Here is a 15,646-nt window from a genome sequence, read left to right as displayed (position 1 = left end):
GACCAGGCGGCGGCCCTTGCGTAGCGCCGCAGGTCGCAACCAGACCGCAGAGTGACGAGAAGGTGTAGGGCACGCTGGACGTACGCCCAGCGTGCCCTACACCTTGGTGCCCTAGCGCACGCTGGTGAAGTTCTTCCAGCCAGTGCCGATCTTGACGCCGGAGCCGATGCCGCCGGTGCCGTTGCCGGCATAGCGGTACAGGTCACCGGTCGTGGTGCGGCCGAGGATGTCGTCCTTTCCGTCGGCGGTGAGGTCGCCGATGCCGACGAAGTCGGCCATGCCGCCCCAGCCGGAGCCGATCTTCGTGCCGGAGGAGATGGTGCCCTTGCCGGTGCCGTAGTAGCGGTAGAGGTCGCCGTTGGTGGTGCGGGCGACGAGGTCGGCGTGCTTGTCGCCGTTGAGGTCCCCCGCGCCGACGATGGTCAGGTTCTTCCAGCCGGTGCCGATCCGGCCGGTGCGGGTGAAGCCGCCCGTACTGGTGCCCGCGTACAGGTACAGGTCACCGGTCGCGGTCTGCCGGGCCACCAGGTCCGGGATGCCGTCGGCGGTGAGGTCGCCCGAGTAGGTCAGGCCGTCGAAGGCCTTCCAGCCGCTGCCGATCTTCGTGTGCGGGGCGTCCGGGGTGACGACCTTGCCGCGCTCGGGGGAGTAGCGGTACAGGAAGCCGTCCTTGTCGGTGACCAGGGTGTCGTTGGTGCCGTCGCCTTGGAGGTCGCCGAAGGGGACGAGGGTGGAGGTGGTGGGCCAGGTGCCGCCGTCGGCCTTCGCCGATACCCTGCCGGAGGCGTTGCCCTGGTAGATGAGCAGGGAGCCGTCGGTGCCGCGGGCGTAGAGGTCCGGGTAGCCGTCGTCGCCGACATAGTCGCGGCGCACGACGGCACCGCCGGTCACCGGCACCGTCCCGAGGACGGAAAGGTCCGCCTGGACACCGTCGGCGGGCTTCGCGGTAAGGGTCCAGGTGTAGGCCCCGTTCGGGACGTACTTCCCGGCCGCGTCCTTGCCGTCCCACGACGGCGCGACCAGCCCCCGGGCCTCTTTGCCGGAGAGCGTCCGTACGGTCTCCCCGGTCGCCTTGTTCTTCAGCGTCAGCGCCCACGACCCCGCCGGCTTCGAAAGCCACCAACGCGGCTTCCACGCACCGGCCTTGATGTCCGCGGCGGGCGTGTCGGCGTCGATGGCGGCGATCTGGGAGGCCGGAACGCCGGACGGGACGATCCGCACTCGGCGATCCGCGCCCGTGTAGGCGACGTGACCGCCGAAGCGGTCGACGGTCCACCCGGAACGCCGCCCGGTCCGGTCACCGAGCTCGGCGGCGGTGGCGACCACCCGCTGGGGCAGGTCGGCCTCCTTGTCGCTGACCGGGAGTCCGTTGTGCAGGTCGACGAGGGTGAGGCCGGCCGCGTCCGAGCGGCGGACCAGGTAGCCGTCGCCGAGGAGCGTCTCGTCGGACCCGAGCTTCAGGGAACGCTTGGCCTGCCGGTCGTAGACGCCGGCGCCCTTGAAGTCGTGCCAGTAGTTGCTGCACCGCCAGTACACCCAACGGCCCACGGCCTGGAGATCACTGGGGACACAGCCCGCGTCGAAGGACTCACCGACGGCATCCGTCGAGAGGTTCTTCGCTTCCACCCGGGTCTGCACGCCCGAGCCGGTGTCGTCCCACCGGCCGAGGGCGCTCCACAGCGTGTTGCCCCAGACGGAGGCCGCGACCGGCTCCCGGTTCAGGAGCACCTTCCCGGTGTCGGCGTCCTTGAAGTGGAGGACCGCCTGCTTACCGCCTGACGCCTGGTTCACCACACCGAACCGGCCCGAGAGGTCGACGAGTTGCGGGCTGCTGAGTCCGGAGGTCACCCTCGGGCCCCACGGGGCGGCGCCGTTTTGGTAGAGCATGGTGACGTCCTGCTCGGTCGCGGCCTTGCGGCCGTGATGCCCGTCGCCGCTCGCGAACATGGACACGCAGTAGGTGCCGTAGGTGGGACTGCAGCCGTCGTCGTCCCGGCCGGACACGGTGCCGTCGACGGTCGAGTTCAGCTCCTCCGGACGGCCGGAGGTCGTCAGCCAGGTGCTCCGGTAGCCGCCGATGGTGGTGGCAGGGTTGTAGTGCTGCGAGTCGTCGGCCGTGGTGAGGATGCCGCTGCCCAGCGAGATGCCGGCCGGCTTGGCCTCCCGGTTCTCTATGTCCGCCAGGCGCTTGCGGGTGACGGTGCCGTCCGCGGCGGGGGTGAAGAGGTAGTACCCCCAGTCGAGTGCGCCGTAGGTGGTGTTCTCCTCCGCGCCGGCCACCAGGAGCGAGCCGTCGGGCGTGCGGTGCACCGAGGGGGAGGCGACGGCCAGCAGGGACTTCCAGCTCCCCGTGGCGTCGCGCAGGACGAGGTGGTTGCCCCGGTACTCGCTGTCGCCGGGGTTGGGCGGGGTCACGGTGACGAAGTCGTCGCCGAGGCGCCGTACGACGTCGTTGTACGAGGCCACGTCCCGCAGGTCGACGGTGGTCGGCTCCGCGTCCAGGTCGTCACGGCGGTACACCTGGGCGGCGTCGTTGGACGGGGCGCCGAGGTGGAAGACGGTGTCCCGGTCGAAGGAGACGCGCTCTCCCCGCGTGGAGAGCGCCTTCACGCTCCCGGTGGCGAGGTCGACGACCCACCACCCCTGGGACATTGTGCTGTCCTCCCACTTGATGCCGCGGACAGCGACGGACCGGGCGTCGCCCTCGCTGATGGAAAGCGTCCACCCCTCCGGCAGGCCCTCCAGCTTCCGGTCCCGCACCTCGCCGTCCTCCAGGTGCAGGAGGTGCAGATCCGTCACGGCCTTCTCGTCACCGGTCCGGGTGATGACGGTGTCGCCGTAGGTCGCGACGTACGTCTGGCCCTCCGGGATCGGGACCGTGGTCGACGATCCGCCGTCGGCCCGCTGCTGGAGCGTCACGCGCGGGGTCGGGGACTCCGCGTAGAGGGCGACGGTGTCGGAGCCATGACCGAAGTCCGACGGATACTTGGCGAAGCGGAACTCGTCCACGTCGTAGGCGAGCGGCTCGGGCAGCCGGTGATCGAGGATGGTCGTCACACCGGTGGCGTAGTCGATCCAGCGGAGGCGGTCGTCACCTTCCTGGGCGGTGAGGAATCCGGTCTCGCCGGCGTTCAGGACGATGGTGGCGCGGGGCACGAAGCGTGCGCCCGGGCTGATGACGACGGGATCGGCGGACGCGTCGCGGGTCTCGGCGACGGCCGTCCCCGCAGCGGTGCCTATTCCGGCGGTCATGGTAAGTGTGACGGTGAGAGCGATACGGCCGAGCGCGCGCTGCTGGCGCGTGGCCCGTCTGTTCAGCGGACGAATCACGAAAGAGCCCCTCCCCAAGGTGAGCGACGCAGGGGGGCGCCCATGGAACCGCCGCTCGTCCCCGCGCGCGAGGGCGACGGTACCAGGAGGGATCACCACACGACACCCAGTTTCGAACCTGTTCAAAGGCTGACCGCAGTCCGTCCGCGTCGGGCCACTTGCCGGACCCGCGTCGGAGGTACCCGCCGGCGGCGCGGACTTGCCAAGGATGTCGAGGCAGGGTGCTCGTCGAACGCGCAGTGGACGAAGGCAACGGCCCCGGACCGTGATCGGTCCGGGACCTTTCGCCTGGTGCCCCCGGCAGGATTCGAACCTGCGACACCCGCTTCAGGAGTGGGGTCGAGTCCTTACCGGGTAGTGCCCGGCGCTGCTGCGCGATGCTGTTTCCCCTGGTCAGAACCGCACGGCGAGCCACTCGATTCCGGTTCATGCCGCCCTGTACCGGGCTGTCCGCTCACGCATTGCTCATGCGCTGCCGGCTGCTGAGCAACGCGTGGGTCAGATCTGGCCGAGGTCGATCTCCACCGGGACGGGGGCCGCTGCCTTGAGGACGCCGGTGAACACGTCTCCGTCCCGGTAGGTCTTCGTCGCGGGGTCGAGTACGTAGGTGTACACGAGAGGAACGCCTGTCGCGGCCTGCTCGATCCTCCAGTAGAAGCCGATGCCGGCCTTGGCGTACTGGTCGACCTTCACGATCCGGTCGGTGGTCTCCGAGCCTGGCGAGACCACCTCCGCGACCAGCAGCACGTGCTCAGGGCGGGTGGGAGTGACGTCGATCGTTTCTGCGCGGTACACGACAACGTCCGGTCGCCGATTGGTGAGCGGGACGTCCTGAAGTCGGACGTCGAAGTCCGTGTCGGCGTTCCACTCCGGGCCCGCGGCGGCATCCAGGGCGTTCGCCACAATCCGGGCCAGCCGGTTGTGCCGCTTGGAGGCACTCGGACTCACGACGACCATCCCGTCCACGATCTCGATACCGGCGCACTGCTCCTCGGACCAGGACTCGTACTCCTCCGCCGTGATCTGTTCATGCATCCACGCCGGGGCAACCATCTCGGCCGTCATGTAGCACCTCCCGGACACTGCGCTGCGGGCCCGATCCCGCTGGATTCAGCGTACTGTCTGCCCTCCGCCCGGCACGCCTATCCCGCTCACGCACCCTCCGCGTCGGCCGCCATCCGACCAGCGCGCCCACGGCGAGAGTGAGGAACCGGCACGGTGGCCTCGTCACCAGGGGACCGGAACAGGCCAGCGGCACCACTGACCCAGTGCGGCAGCCGCCGCGGTACCGCCGGCGAGGATACGGTGCGGCGGGGACGTTGTCCCGTTCGGTACGCGTCTGCTGCCCGCGACGGATCGGGCGGTCGCCGAGGCCGCCGCCCGGCTTGTACCGCACGCCGTCGCCACCTCTGTGAACGCCGCGGGTGTGGGGCCCGGGCTCACGATTCCGTGAGCATCGCTCGGCCTTCGCGGCGGGGGTTCACTTCGTCAGTCGCTTCGGAGAACGGTGAACCGCAGCCCCGGTGGCCGGGGTTGCGCCGCTAACCCCTCGGTCCTCCAACGTCGTCCTTGGCCCCAGTGGCGGGTGCCGTACCGATTTGATGGAGGAAGTACATGAAGGCCGAACGCACTGCGATTGCTGCGCTGGGCGCTGTGGTTGCCGGAATCATCGCCGTGTCGCACCCCTCGCTCATTCCGGCGATGACGCTGGCCGTGGCCGTGTGGGTGGCGCTCGCTCTGTATCTCAAGGTGTGAACCAGCTCTGTCAGAAGCCCGCCGCGACAGTTGGAGGAGAGAGATGAACCCTGGCCGCCCTAACTCACCTTGCCAGGCAAGGACGCCTACGACGACTTGGGAGGACGTAGACGTGCCATCTGCCTTCAGTGACCCTCGTCCAGTCGGCTGGCGGGACTGCGATGATGTGCCGCGCGCGCTCGAGATTCTGGATGCCGACGAGACAGAGGATTCGTGAGCGACGGCCGAAGGGCGGCCCGGACGTGACTCTGGGTCGCCCTCGCGGTCCTGTGTCTTCTTGGATGAAACATGATGTCAGCTGACCAACAGGCCCGATTTGTGACGCCCTCGCAACCGTCCCAATCCGGCCGTTCTTGTTGGCGCCTGCCATGCCCCGCGCGGACAGTGAGGAGCGGGTGTCGTTGTGGACATCCCGTGTCCGCACGGTTCCTGAGGCGAAGCCGGTCACCCCAGGTGCGGCGCCGAGGAGTTTGCGCGCGGGCGAGTCGGGCGCGGAGCTCGGTCACCTCGTCCAGAAGGAGATCGACGCAGGTGCGGGCATCGGCGATTTCCTCGATGGCCTTGTCGATCTGGCTGGAACGCCGGACCAGGAGCGCGAGTTGGCCGTCGATCCGCGCGAGCCCGACTTCGAGTTCGGCGAGCTCCAGGGCGATCTCTCCGTCGGGCATGGCGGTCGCTCCATTCGCCGCCGTGGCGTCCTCTACGACGACGACCCGAAGAGCCGCCGTCACCATGCCGTCCCGCTGCCTGCTCCCTGCATCGCGCTCCTCCGCTGGCACCGCATGCGGCAGGCGACTGCCCGCGCGAAGGCGGGGGAGAAGTGGCAGGAGTCCGTCTATGTCCTCACCACCCGCACCGGCCGCCCGGTCGGGCCGCGCAACGTCTACCGCTCCTTCACTCGCATCGCCCAGTCCGCTGGCCTCCGTATCATCCGGCTGCACGACGCCCGGCACGGCACGGCGACGCTCCTCACGGCGCCCGGAGTCGCGCCCCGCATCGTGATGGAGATCCTCGGGCACTCCCAGATGAGCATCACCATGGACGTGTACACGCACGTCGTGCAGGACACACAGCGCGAGGCCATGAGCCACATGGACCGGCTGCTGAGGAGGCGTCCCCGGTCGTCAGTGACCGTCGCCGTTGATGTCAATGGTGGATGTCAAAGCAGAAGGGGCACCTCCGGAAATCCGGAGGTGCCCCTCTGACCTGTGTTCCCCCGGCAGGATTCGAACCTGCGACACCCGCTTTAAGGAGAGTGGTCAGGTGACCCCGGCTCTGACCTGCGGCTCGCTGTCGACGATGAACCCAAGCCCACCACGCCGCCGGCCACCCCGGCTCCCCGTGGCTCCCCGCTCGACCTGGCACGGTTGTGGCACGACCCGACCCGACCCTAAGTTCGCCCGGGCTGCCATCGCACCTGCTCGCACCACGGGCAGCAGCGCCGTTGAAAGCCGCTCAACGCTGCAGCGGTCCAATGTCGTTGACGTCAACTGCGGATGCTAGATCGCCCTCTCTGCCGCTCAGGCCCAGGCTGCAAGATCACGTTTTGGTCCGAAACGGGGCGGTGGCGCGGCAGGGGAACCTGTCCCGGGTTGCCGACGTCTACTTGGCGCGAAGATCTACTGAGGGGGACACGCATGAACTGGACCGGGCGATTCGCGGGCGGGCTACTGGCGGCGGCCATGGCGCTGTCGGCAGCCGCGTGCACGGCCGACAGCAGTAGCGGCGGGGAGGAATCGGCTTCCTGCGTCAACCTGTTCACGCACGAGGGCCGATTGTATCGGGACGTGGCGAACGTGGACTTCACAGTCGGGAAGAAGCTCGGCGTCGCAACCAAACGACCCTGCGAAGACACCGGCGGCCAGGACAAGGACGAGGAGCCGGCCACGACGGGGACCGCCTACGAGGTGGACGGCATCTCTCCGAAGGTCGCCATCGCCATCGGGGACACACCTGAGGAAGCCACGTTCTTCGCCTCCTACTCCGGCTCAGAACTCCCGCCCGAGGTAGAGGAACTGATCGACGGCTCCTGATGCGAAGTACGGGGCTCGTGGTAACTGAACAACGATCTTGAAAACCGTCGTGGCAGCGATGTCACCGTGGGTTCAAATCCCACACCCACCGCAGTTGAACGCACCCTGACCAGGTGAATCGGTCGGGGGCCGTTCGTCTGCGCGCTGTCCGTCGGTATCCGTGGTTCCCCGTCAGTTCCCGGCCGAACGGGCACGGCAAGGGCACGGATACCACCTCGGCAGCAGCGGGAGTCCTTAGGATGGCGGACAGGGTGGAGCTGTAGCGCAGAGGTCGTCGCGCGCGGTCTCCAAAATCGCGAGGACGCCGGTTCGAATCCGGCCGGTTCTGCCCTCTCGCCGTATCCGGCGTGGCTCTACAGCGCTTCGTCTCGGGCCAGGATCAGGCTGACCGAGCCCTCTTCGAGATTGATGCCGCCCTCAAGATGCTCGTGGTACCCGTCCCTGAGTTCGGGATCTGCGAGCCCCATGAGTCGCTCAGCCAAGTCGCGCAATCCTGCGGCATTCGCCGCAACGGTGATCTCGGTCGCTGAGCCGTACACCTTGATCCTGGGTTCATCCATGCGGTCACGCTGCAGCGGGCCTTCACCACCCATCCCAACCCACCACTCACCCCAGCTCCCATCCCGTCCGCCTTCGGCCCACACACCGTGGAGCGGGCGTGGTTCAGGGCGTCAAGGTGGAGCGCGCCACTGTACGAACGACCTTGACGCCCTGGGCCGCGACTGCTCGGCTCTGCCTTTCTGCGGCCGGCGTGCGCCCTGTTGCCTTCCCGGACGAGATCCTGACCGACGTCGTCGAGCACCTGGAGCGCTACGCGGGTGCCGGCCGCGATGGCCACGTCTTCCTCGGCCCCCAGGGCGGACAGCTGCGGCGCAGCAACTTCCGGGACGACTGGATCAAGGCGCGCAGGGACGCGGGCATCGCTGCCAACGTCCACTTCCACGATCTGCGCCACACGGGGAACAATCTCGTCGCGGCGACGGCGAGCACGCGTGAGCTGATGACGCGCATGGGACACAGCACCGCCCGTGCCGCGCTGATCTATCAGCACATGACGGCCGACCGGGACCGTGCGATCGCTGACCGGCTGGGGGCGATGATCCGCAAGCAGCAGGGTGACGCCGGGACGTAGTGGCACACGCATGGCACGGCCGTGATCATGCAAAAGGGCCAGTTCGAGAGGATCAAGCCTCTGAACTGGCCCTTAGCACTGTGCCCCCGGCAGGATTCGAACCTGCGACACCCGCTTTAGGAGAGCGGTGCTCTATCCCCTGAGCTACGAAGGCGGGGATCTGTCGGACAACGTGTCTGGAACCCGGCCCGGGTGGGCGGTGGGCTTCAGATGGGCTGCTGACAGGGTTGTGGTGGTCCAGCCGGTGAGGCCCGGGCCGCCGCGAACAGTGTAGCGGGTGGGTGCGGCCCGTACTGGGGGGTGGGGATTCGACTCCTGACCTTTCGAGGGGTCCCTTCCTCTGGCGAAGAATGTCCGGTGACTGCAAAGCGATAGTCAATGGAAGGTAAAGTGGGCAGAGGTGTACCAGCAGTTGAGGTCGACGGCGTCGGTGAAATCGCCGTGAGCGCGGCGCGCACCTGCGTGGCCGGACGCGTCGTCAACTGAGGTGCCGCAAGCGGCTTACGAGCGGGGTGTGCATTGCTGTCAGGACTGTGGAAGCGGCACGGCCTGATCTTCGGTGCCGGGGTGCTGTGCATCCTGGTGAACAAGCAGGGCCTGGGCCCCCTCTGGTACACCGGCGTCGCGCTGCTCGCCGTCGGTGGGCTCATGCGCTGGACCCTGGCGCGCAGCCAGCGTCCGCCCCGGGGGCGAGTGCCGGTGCCGGTGCCGGTTCAGGTGCCCGCGGCCGGCCGCTGGATGGTGCTCAATGGTCCCGGCACGAAGGTTCCCAGCCATGTGCACAGCCACGCGCAGACATATGCCGTCGACCTGAAGTACGACCCGCCCCAGGGTGAAGCGGACTCACCGGCGGCGCCGCCGTTCCGCCGGCTCTGGCCGTTCGGGCGGCGTCCCCGGCTCTATCCCGCCTTCGGTATGCCGGTGCTGGCACCGGGCGACGGGGTCGTCGTGGCGACCGCGGGCAGGCAGCGCGACCATCTGTCCCGGACGTCCCTGCCCGGCTTCGCCTACCTCTTTGTGGAGGGATTCATTCGCAGCCTGGGATGGCCCTGCCATCTCTTGGGGAACTACATCCTGCTGGACCTCGGGAACGGCGTGTACGCGGGCTGCGCCCATCTGCGGCGCGGCTCCCTCCGGGTGGCTGTGGGCGACCGGGTGACGGGCGGTCAGGAGATCGCCGAGTGCGGAAACTCCGGAAACTCCTCCGAGCCGCATCTGCACTTCCAGCTCATGGACGGCTCCGATGTCATGACCGCGCACGGCCTGCCGTTCGAATGGCGCTATCGCGATGACGACGGGATGGAGCGGACCGGAGTGCCCGAGGACTTCGCCCATGTCGTTCGGGTGCAGTCTCATGGCGCCTTCGCGCCTCGTCCGGATGATTCCGTTTGAACCTCCTCGGGCGGGTTCCCGGTCAGGGTGAGACGGGGGCCGGAGGGTCTCTTGACGAGGGGCGGGGGCGGGCATACCGTCGCGAATGTACTGAGCAAGCGCTTAGAGAGGTCGTTCGTGCCGCACACCGACCCGACTCCTGCCGCCCCCGACCCGGACGCCCAGGCATCGGCCGCCGCAGAGGCCGCCGCCGCGGAGACTGTCGCTCGTGTCGAAGCCGCGCTCACCGGTCCGGGAGCCCCGTTCGCCGTGGTGCGGGTGGAGGACGGGGTGCATGCGGGCTCGCTCGTGTACGCGGACGGGCCCAGGACACTCCGTGAGTTCGTGGAGGCCACCTGGGCCTTCGGGGACCGGCCGTTCCTGATCGCGGGGGAGCGCAGCTACTCCTACGCCGAGTTCTTCGCCGCCGCGTCCGCGCTGGCGTGCCGGATGACCGGGGCGTACGGGCTCCGCCGGGGTGACCGGGCCGTCGTCGCGATGCGTAACCACCCTGAGTGGCAGATCGCCTTCTGGGCCGCGCAGCTGGCCGGTCTGGTTGCCGTACCGCTCAATGCCTGGTGGACCGAGGACGAGTTCACGTACGCGCTGGACGACTCCGGGCCGAGGGTGCTCCTGGTGGACGGCGAGCGTCTGCCCAGGGTTGCCGGGTGGGCGGCGAAGAACGGGGCGCGCGTGGTCGTCTTCCACGAGGAGGGGGCGGTTCCGGACGGCGTCGAGCGGTACGAGGACCTGCCCGCGCCCGATCCGCTCGCCGCGCCCCCCGAGGTCGAGATCCGGCCCGAGGACGACGCGACGATCATCTACACCTCCGGCACCACCGGCCGGCCCAAAGGCGCGGTCGCCACGCATCTCGCCCAGGTGGGGGCCGCACTCAACCCGCGGTACCACGCGGCCGCCTCCATGCTCGGGCGCGGGATCATCCCGGGGCAGGGGCCCGCCCCGGTGTCGCTGCTGACGTTCCCGTTCTTCCATGTCGCCGCGTTCACCGGCTTCTACGCGGCGATGGCGGCGGGCGGCACGCTCGTCCTGATGCGCAAGTGGGATGCCGAGGAGGCGCTGCGGCTGATCCGTGAGCACCGCGTCACGCACTACGCGGGCGTCCCGGCGACCGCGCTCCAGTTGCTTGCCGCGGCCGAGCACGCGGGCGACGGCCTGGAAAGCCTCCAGATGCTGAACACCGGCGGGGCCGCCGCCCCGCCCGACCTCGTCGCGCAGCTGACCGCCCGCCACGGCGACCGGATCGAGCCCCGCAACGGCTATGGCCTGACCGAGACCAGCGGTGGTGTCCTGGCGAACTTCGGCGCCGAATACCGGCTCCACCCCGGCAGTGTCGGCCGTCCGACGCCCACCACCGAGGTGCGGATCGCCGGTCCTGCCGACGAGGCACTGCCCGAGGGCGAGGTCGGTGAGCTGTGGCTGCGCGGCCAGTCCCTGGTCCGTGGCTACTGGCGGGACGAGGCGGCGACCGAGCAGGCGTTCACCGACGGCTGGTTCCGGACCGGTGATCTCGCGGTCGTGCACGCGGGGCGGGTCAGTGTCGTCGACCGGATCAAGGACATGGTGATCCGCGGCGGGGAGAACGTGTACTGCGTGGAGGTCGAGGCGGTGTTGCACGACCACCCGGACGTCGAGGACGCGGCGGTGCTGGGGGTGGCGCACCCGGTCCTGGGCGAGGAGGTCGCCGCCGTCGTCCGGCTGCGGGCCGGTGCCACGGTCACGGTCGAGGAGCTGCGGGCGCACGTCGGGCGGAGTCTGGCCGCGTTCAAGGTCCCGGCCCATGTGCTCGTACGCGATGAACCGCTGCCCCGGAATCCGACCGGGAAGATCCTCAAGCGGGAGTTGCGCGGCCCTGTCGAGGCGGAGGTGCGGCGGGCGGCCGGGGGCGAGTGATCGCGGGCGGTCGGATGAGTGGACGCCGGTGGACGGGAGGGAGTGATCACGGGCGGTCGGGGCGAGTGATCACTGTGGTCAGGGGCGAGTGATCCGGACGCGGTAGTCCCCCTTGTCGTTCTTGTCGATCACGGAAATGCGTATCCCGCTGGCCCGGTCGCTGAAGGTCTCGCCCGGCTCGTAGGGGGCGTCGGAGAGCTCGGCGTGCACATTCGGCAGCCGGGTGCAGCCGCTGCTGTCCTTGGTGCTGTCCGTCACGGACACCGGTCCCTGACCGGTGTCGATGTCCGAGCTCACCTTGTAGATCAGCACGCCGGGCCGGCAGACCGCCTGGTCGTTGCCTGCCCGGGTCCGTACCTCCACCGCGTAGCCGGACTCACTGCTCAGCGGTATGAACGCCAGCTTCGTGCCGCCCTTGGTGGCCAGCGGCTGCAGGACGTGGTCGCTGGTGCCGGGCTTGGAGGCGCAGCTGATCTGCTTGTTGTCCAGCCAGCCGAGCTTCCACTTGTGCCAGCCCAGCAGATCGTTATTGACCCCCCAGTCCTCGGACATGATGTCCCAGTGCCCTACCGAGCCGCCGCCCTCCAGGGTGTAGAGGTCGGGAAGGCCGAAGATATGGCCGTTCTCGTGCGGCAGGACGCGGTATCCGGTCTGTGCGTACGACCCGGAGCCGTCGTCCTGGCGGCTGTAGATGAAGGACGCGTTGGTGAGCGGGACGCCGTCCGCGCGCGGGGCGTCGTCATTGCCGGAGAACGTCACGGACAGGACGGTGTCCAGGGCGGATGGCCCGGCGTTCGGGGTGACCAGGATGTTGACCAGGTCGTACGTACTGAAGTCGACCTTCGGGTCGGCTGCGGCGACTATGTCCTCGGCGAGGTGGTGGTAGCCCGGCTCGTACGGTGATCCGCGGTCTATCCCGTACTCCGAGAACGGCAGTGGCATCCGTAGCCAGGACTTCACGGGAGCGTCGGGGATGTAGGTGAGTCGCCCGTACGAACCGGTCCGGAACCACTCGGCGGTCTGCGGGAAGAATTCGGCGTACCGGTCCATCGCCGGCTCGGGGCCCGGCGCGTCCGGGAAGTCGATCATCAGGTTGAGGGCGTGAATCCTGCCCGTGGAGCGAGCGTAGCCCGCCGGAGTCGGTATGCCTTCCGACATCTGTACGCCCATGGTCACCGGTATCCGGCACGGGGCGATCCCCGCCGAACGGGCCGTGGGCGCCGGGCCGGCCGAGGCCCGGCCGGGTATCGGGAGATTGCTGCTGGCCGTGGCCGTTGCGGCAATGACCAGGGCTGTTGCCGAGCCGAGAGCGATCGGGTGACGGTGCCTGCGTATCCGGTGGCGGGTCTTCTGCATATAGGCGCCTCGGGGTCCGCGGCAGCCGGCCGACCCCGACTGCCCTCTGCGGATCAGCCTGTGACGGGTGGTGCGGCACCGCTCGTTGGGTGCGCCGATCGGTTGGTTTTCCCGTCCTGGAGGTGTGGCTCAGCTCACATTGTGGTGGGAAATAACCGGGGATCCTTTCCCCGTTTGAACCTGTGTCCCCGTGAAAGCGGGGAGGTAGTCCCCGGTTACGGGAAGGGGGCGCCATGAAGAACGAAGAGCGTCGCAATGACCAACGGCGTCGTAATGAGGGCTGGAAGAGCCGGAAGGTAGGGGCAGCCGTCGTGGATACCGTCACTCGCACCGCCGCGGGAGCAGTGCAGCCCCGGACGACCCGTCCGCGGGCCGACGCGCTGCGCAACCGGGAGCGGATCGTGACGGCCGCGCGCGAGATGTTCGTCGAGTTCGGGCCGGATGTGCCGCTCGACGAGGTGGCCCGCCGCGCCGGCGTCGGCAATGCCACGCTCTACCGGAACTTCCCCGACCGGGCCGCGCTGACGCACGAGGTCGTGCTCGCGGTCACCTCCCGCACCACCGACCGTGCCGAGGAGGCGACGGCCGAAGAGGCCGATCCCTTCGCCGCGCTCAGCCGCTTTGTGCACGCGGCGGCCGACGAGCGGATCGGGGCGCTGTGTCCGATGCTGTCCGGCGGCTTCGACAAGGACCATCCCGAATTGCTCGCCGAGCGTCGGCGCCTCGAAGAGGCCGTCGAAGGGCTCGTGGCGCGCGCCATGTCCGCGGGGCGCCTGCGCACCGACATCGCCGTCGGTGATGTGCTGGTCGCCCTCTCCCAGCTCACCCGGCCACTGCCCGGCACCGGCTGCCTGGACATCGACCGGTTCACCCACCGCCATCTACAACTGTTCCTGGACGGGCTGGAGGCTCCGGCCCGGTCCCAACTGCCAGGAAGGGCTGCGACCTTGGAGGATCTGCGGCGCCGGCCATGACACCCGCACCGGGCCCCTGAGCCGGGTGCCCGGTGGCGCGCCCGCCACACGTTGACCATCTCTTCCCTTTCACCGCGCTCTTTTTTGCCGACGGTCCTCTCGCCGACCGTCCTCGACCGACTGCCCGTTCACCGACCTCTCGGTTCACGACTTCGCGCGCACGCGCGTCCTTAGGTGGATACCTCCATGTCAAAAACAGCTGATATACGACTTCCGGACCCCAGTCGCTGGAAAGCGCTGGCGTTCATCGCCCTTGCGCAGCTGATGGTCGTGCTCGATGCCACGATCGTGAACATCGCGCTGCCGCACGCCCAGACGGCCCTGGGCATTTCCGATGCCAACAAGCAGTGGGTCATCACGGCCTATGCCCTCGCCTTCGGCGGCCTGCTGCTCTTCGGGGGCCGGATCGCCGACCTCTGGGGCCGTAAGCGGACCTTTGTCGTCGGTCTGATCGGCTTCGCACTGGCCTCCGCGCTCGGTGGTGCGGCGCAGAACCAGGGCATGCTCTTCGGTTCGCGCGCGCTCCAGGGTGTCTTCGGCGCGCTGCTCGCCCCTGCGGCCCTGTCGCTGCTCGCCGTGATGTTCACCGATGCCAAGGAGCGCGCCAAGGCGTTCGGCATCTACGGTGCGATCGCCGGTGGTGGTGGCGCCGTCGGCCTGATCCTCGGCGGCTTCCTCACCCAGGCGCTGAACTGGCGCTGGACGTTCTTCGTCAACATTCCGTTCGCGGTCGTCGCGGCCGCGGGCGCGTACTTCGTGATCCGTGAGCCGGCCGGCAGCCGTAACCGCTCGTCGCTCGACATCCCGGGCGTCGTCCTGTCCGCGCTGGGTCTGGTCTCTCTGGTGTACGGATTCACCCGCGCCGAGTCCGCCGGCTGGTCGGACGCGCTGACCATCGGCATGTTCGTCGCGTCCGGTGTGCTGCTCCTGGCATTCGTCCTGACCGAGGCCCGGGTCAAGTCGCCGCTGCTGCCGCTGCGTGTCCTGCTGGACCGCAACCGTGGTGGCGTCTACCTCTCGCTGGGTCTGGCCATCATCGCGATGTTCGGGCTGTTCCTCTTCCTTACCTACTACCTGCAGGTCGTGAAGGGCTACTCGCCGATCAGGACGGGCTTCGCCTTCCTCCCGATGATCGCGGGCATGATCACCGGATCGACGCAGATCGGTGCCCGGCTGATGACCCGGGTTCCGGCGCGCAAGCTCATGGGCCCCGGCTTCCTGACCGCTGCCGTCGGCATGCTGCTGCTGACGCAGCTGGAGATCGGCTCCTCCTACACCATGCTCATCCTGCCCGCACAGCTCCTGCTGGGGCTGGGCATGGGTACGGCGTTCATGCCGGCCATGTCGCTGGCCACGCACGGTGTCGAGCCGAGGGACTCGGGTGTCGCCTCCGCGATGGTCAACACCTCGCAGCAGGTGGGCGGCGCGATCGGTACGGCGCTGCTGAACACCATTGCCGCGTCGGCCGCGACGGCGTACGCCACCTCGCACGCCGCACTCGGCGCCACCGACCCGGAGCTGCTGAAGCTCCAGTCGATGGTGCACGGCTTCACCGGTGCCATCTGGTGGGCCGTCGGCATCCTGGTGGTGGCCTCCGCGATCGCGGTGACCTTCATCAACGCCGGGCGCCCCTCGATGACCGCGGCGACCGGAACCTCCGGTTCGGGCGACGCCGACGGTGTCGAGGACGAGTTCAAGGTCCCGGTCGTCGCCCACTGAGGACCGAACGCTGACGCGGGTCGCGTGACGTGAAGCGATGTGAACGCGGCTCTGCCCCGGTTCTG

11 protein-coding genes, 2 tRNA genes and 1 pseudogene are annotated in these 15,646 nt (G+C 68.9%); 9 read left to right on the top strand and 5 right to left on the bottom strand.

What is annotated here, in order from left to right:
- Nucleotides 1-111: 111 nt before the first annotated feature.
- Nucleotides 112-3,252: an FG-GAP-like repeat-containing protein gene (locus ACFVYE_RS23720; RefSeq protein ID WP_389607277.1), complete on the bottom strand. Its 3,141-nt coding sequence runs from the start codon at nt 3,250-3,252 to the stop codon at nt 112-114.
- 576 nt (nt 3,253-3,828) lie between these two features.
- Nucleotides 3,829-4,395: a Uma2 family endonuclease gene (locus tag ACFVYE_RS23715; protein ID WP_389607275.1), complete on the bottom strand. Its 567-nt coding sequence runs from the start codon at nt 4,393-4,395 to the stop codon at nt 3,829-3,831.
- 549 nt (nt 4,396-4,944) lie between these two features.
- Here ACFVYE_RS23715 and ACFVYE_RS23710 point away from each other — a divergent pair.
- The 4 genes and pseudogenes from ACFVYE_RS23710 to ACFVYE_RS23695 all read left to right on the top strand — a co-directional run bounded on the left by ACFVYE_RS23710 (nt 4,945) and on the right by ACFVYE_RS23695 (nt 7,446).
- Nucleotides 4,945-5,085, top strand: coding sequence for a hypothetical protein (locus ACFVYE_RS23710; RefSeq protein ID WP_164986265.1), 141 nt, complete (start codon nt 4,945-4,947; stop codon nt 5,083-5,085).
- A gap of 683 nt (nt 5,086-5,768) precedes the next feature.
- Nucleotides 5,769-6,203 (top strand): annotated as a pseudogene (locus ACFVYE_RS23705) (tyrosine-type recombinase/integrase); the annotation flags it as partial.
- A 519-nt stretch (nt 6,204-6,722) separates the two neighbouring features.
- Nucleotides 6,723-7,118 (top strand): DUF6281 family protein, encoded by a 396-nt coding sequence (locus ACFVYE_RS23700; protein WP_383971509.1) that lies wholly within the window; start codon nt 6,723-6,725, stop codon nt 7,116-7,118.
- 253 nt (nt 7,119-7,371) lie between these two features.
- Nucleotides 7,372-7,446: transfer RNA gene (locus ACFVYE_RS23695), tRNA-Trp, on the top strand.
- Nucleotides 7,447-7,471: 25 nt separating this feature from the next.
- On the opposite strand, the gene ACFVYE_RS23690 is transcribed toward ACFVYE_RS23695, so the two are convergent.
- Nucleotides 7,472-7,678: a hypothetical protein gene (locus ACFVYE_RS23690; protein WP_093895140.1), complete on the bottom strand. Its 207-nt coding sequence runs from the start codon at nt 7,676-7,678 to the stop codon at nt 7,472-7,474.
- A gap of 191 nt (nt 7,679-7,869) precedes the next feature.
- Here ACFVYE_RS23690 and ACFVYE_RS23685 point away from each other — a divergent pair, with 191 nt between their 5' ends.
- Nucleotides 7,870-8,250: a tyrosine-type recombinase/integrase gene (locus tag ACFVYE_RS23685; protein WP_383971467.1), complete on the top strand. Its 381-nt coding sequence runs from the start codon at nt 7,870-7,872 to the stop codon at nt 8,248-8,250.
- A gap of 81 nt (nt 8,251-8,331) precedes the next feature.
- On the opposite strand, the gene ACFVYE_RS23680 is transcribed toward ACFVYE_RS23685, so the two are convergent.
- Nucleotides 8,332-8,404, bottom strand: a tRNA-Arg gene (locus ACFVYE_RS23680).
- A gap of 365 nt (nt 8,405-8,769) precedes the next feature.
- On the opposite strand from ACFVYE_RS23680, the gene ACFVYE_RS23675 reads away from it, so the two are divergent.
- The gene (locus ACFVYE_RS23675; RefSeq protein WP_389607272.1) at nt 8,770-9,642 is read left to right on the top strand and encodes a M23 family metallopeptidase; all 873 of its coding nucleotides are present in this window, start codon (nt 8,770-8,772) and stop codon (nt 9,640-9,642) included.
- 117 nt (nt 9,643-9,759) lie between these two features.
- The gene (locus ACFVYE_RS23670) at nt 9,760-11,532 is read left to right on the top strand and encodes a class I adenylate-forming enzyme family protein (RefSeq protein WP_383971461.1); all 1,773 of its coding nucleotides are present in this window, start codon (nt 9,760-9,762) and stop codon (nt 11,530-11,532) included.
- Nucleotides 11,533-11,610: 78 nt separating this feature from the next.
- Here the strand turns inward: ACFVYE_RS23670 and ACFVYE_RS23665 are convergent, their stop codons facing one another.
- Nucleotides 11,611-12,888, bottom strand: coding sequence for a M6 family metalloprotease domain-containing protein (locus ACFVYE_RS23665; RefSeq protein ID WP_389607270.1), 1,278 nt, complete (start codon nt 12,886-12,888; stop codon nt 11,611-11,613).
- 311 nt (nt 12,889-13,199) lie between these two features.
- Between ACFVYE_RS23665 and ACFVYE_RS23660 the strand changes: the two genes are divergently transcribed.
- Complete coding sequence (locus tag ACFVYE_RS23660) at nt 13,200-13,862, top strand: TetR/AcrR family transcriptional regulator (protein WP_383971456.1); 663 nt, start codon at nt 13,200-13,202, stop codon at nt 13,860-13,862.
- A gap of 186 nt (nt 13,863-14,048) precedes the next feature.
- Nucleotides 14,049-15,581 carry an MFS transporter gene (locus ACFVYE_RS23655; protein ID WP_383971454.1) on the top strand — a complete coding sequence of 511 codons (1,533 nt, stop codon included), beginning with the start codon at nt 14,049-14,051 and terminating at the stop codon, nt 15,579-15,581.
- Nucleotides 15,582-15,646: the final 65 nt, after the last annotated feature.

The organism is Streptomyces sp. NPDC058239 (assembly GCF_042882185.1).
In the GTDB taxonomy this organism is placed as follows: Bacteria; Actinomycetota; Actinomycetes; order Streptomycetales; family Streptomycetaceae; genus Streptomyces.
Note: the sequence above shows the minus strand (reverse complement) of the source record. Positions and strands in the feature narration are given on the sequence as shown.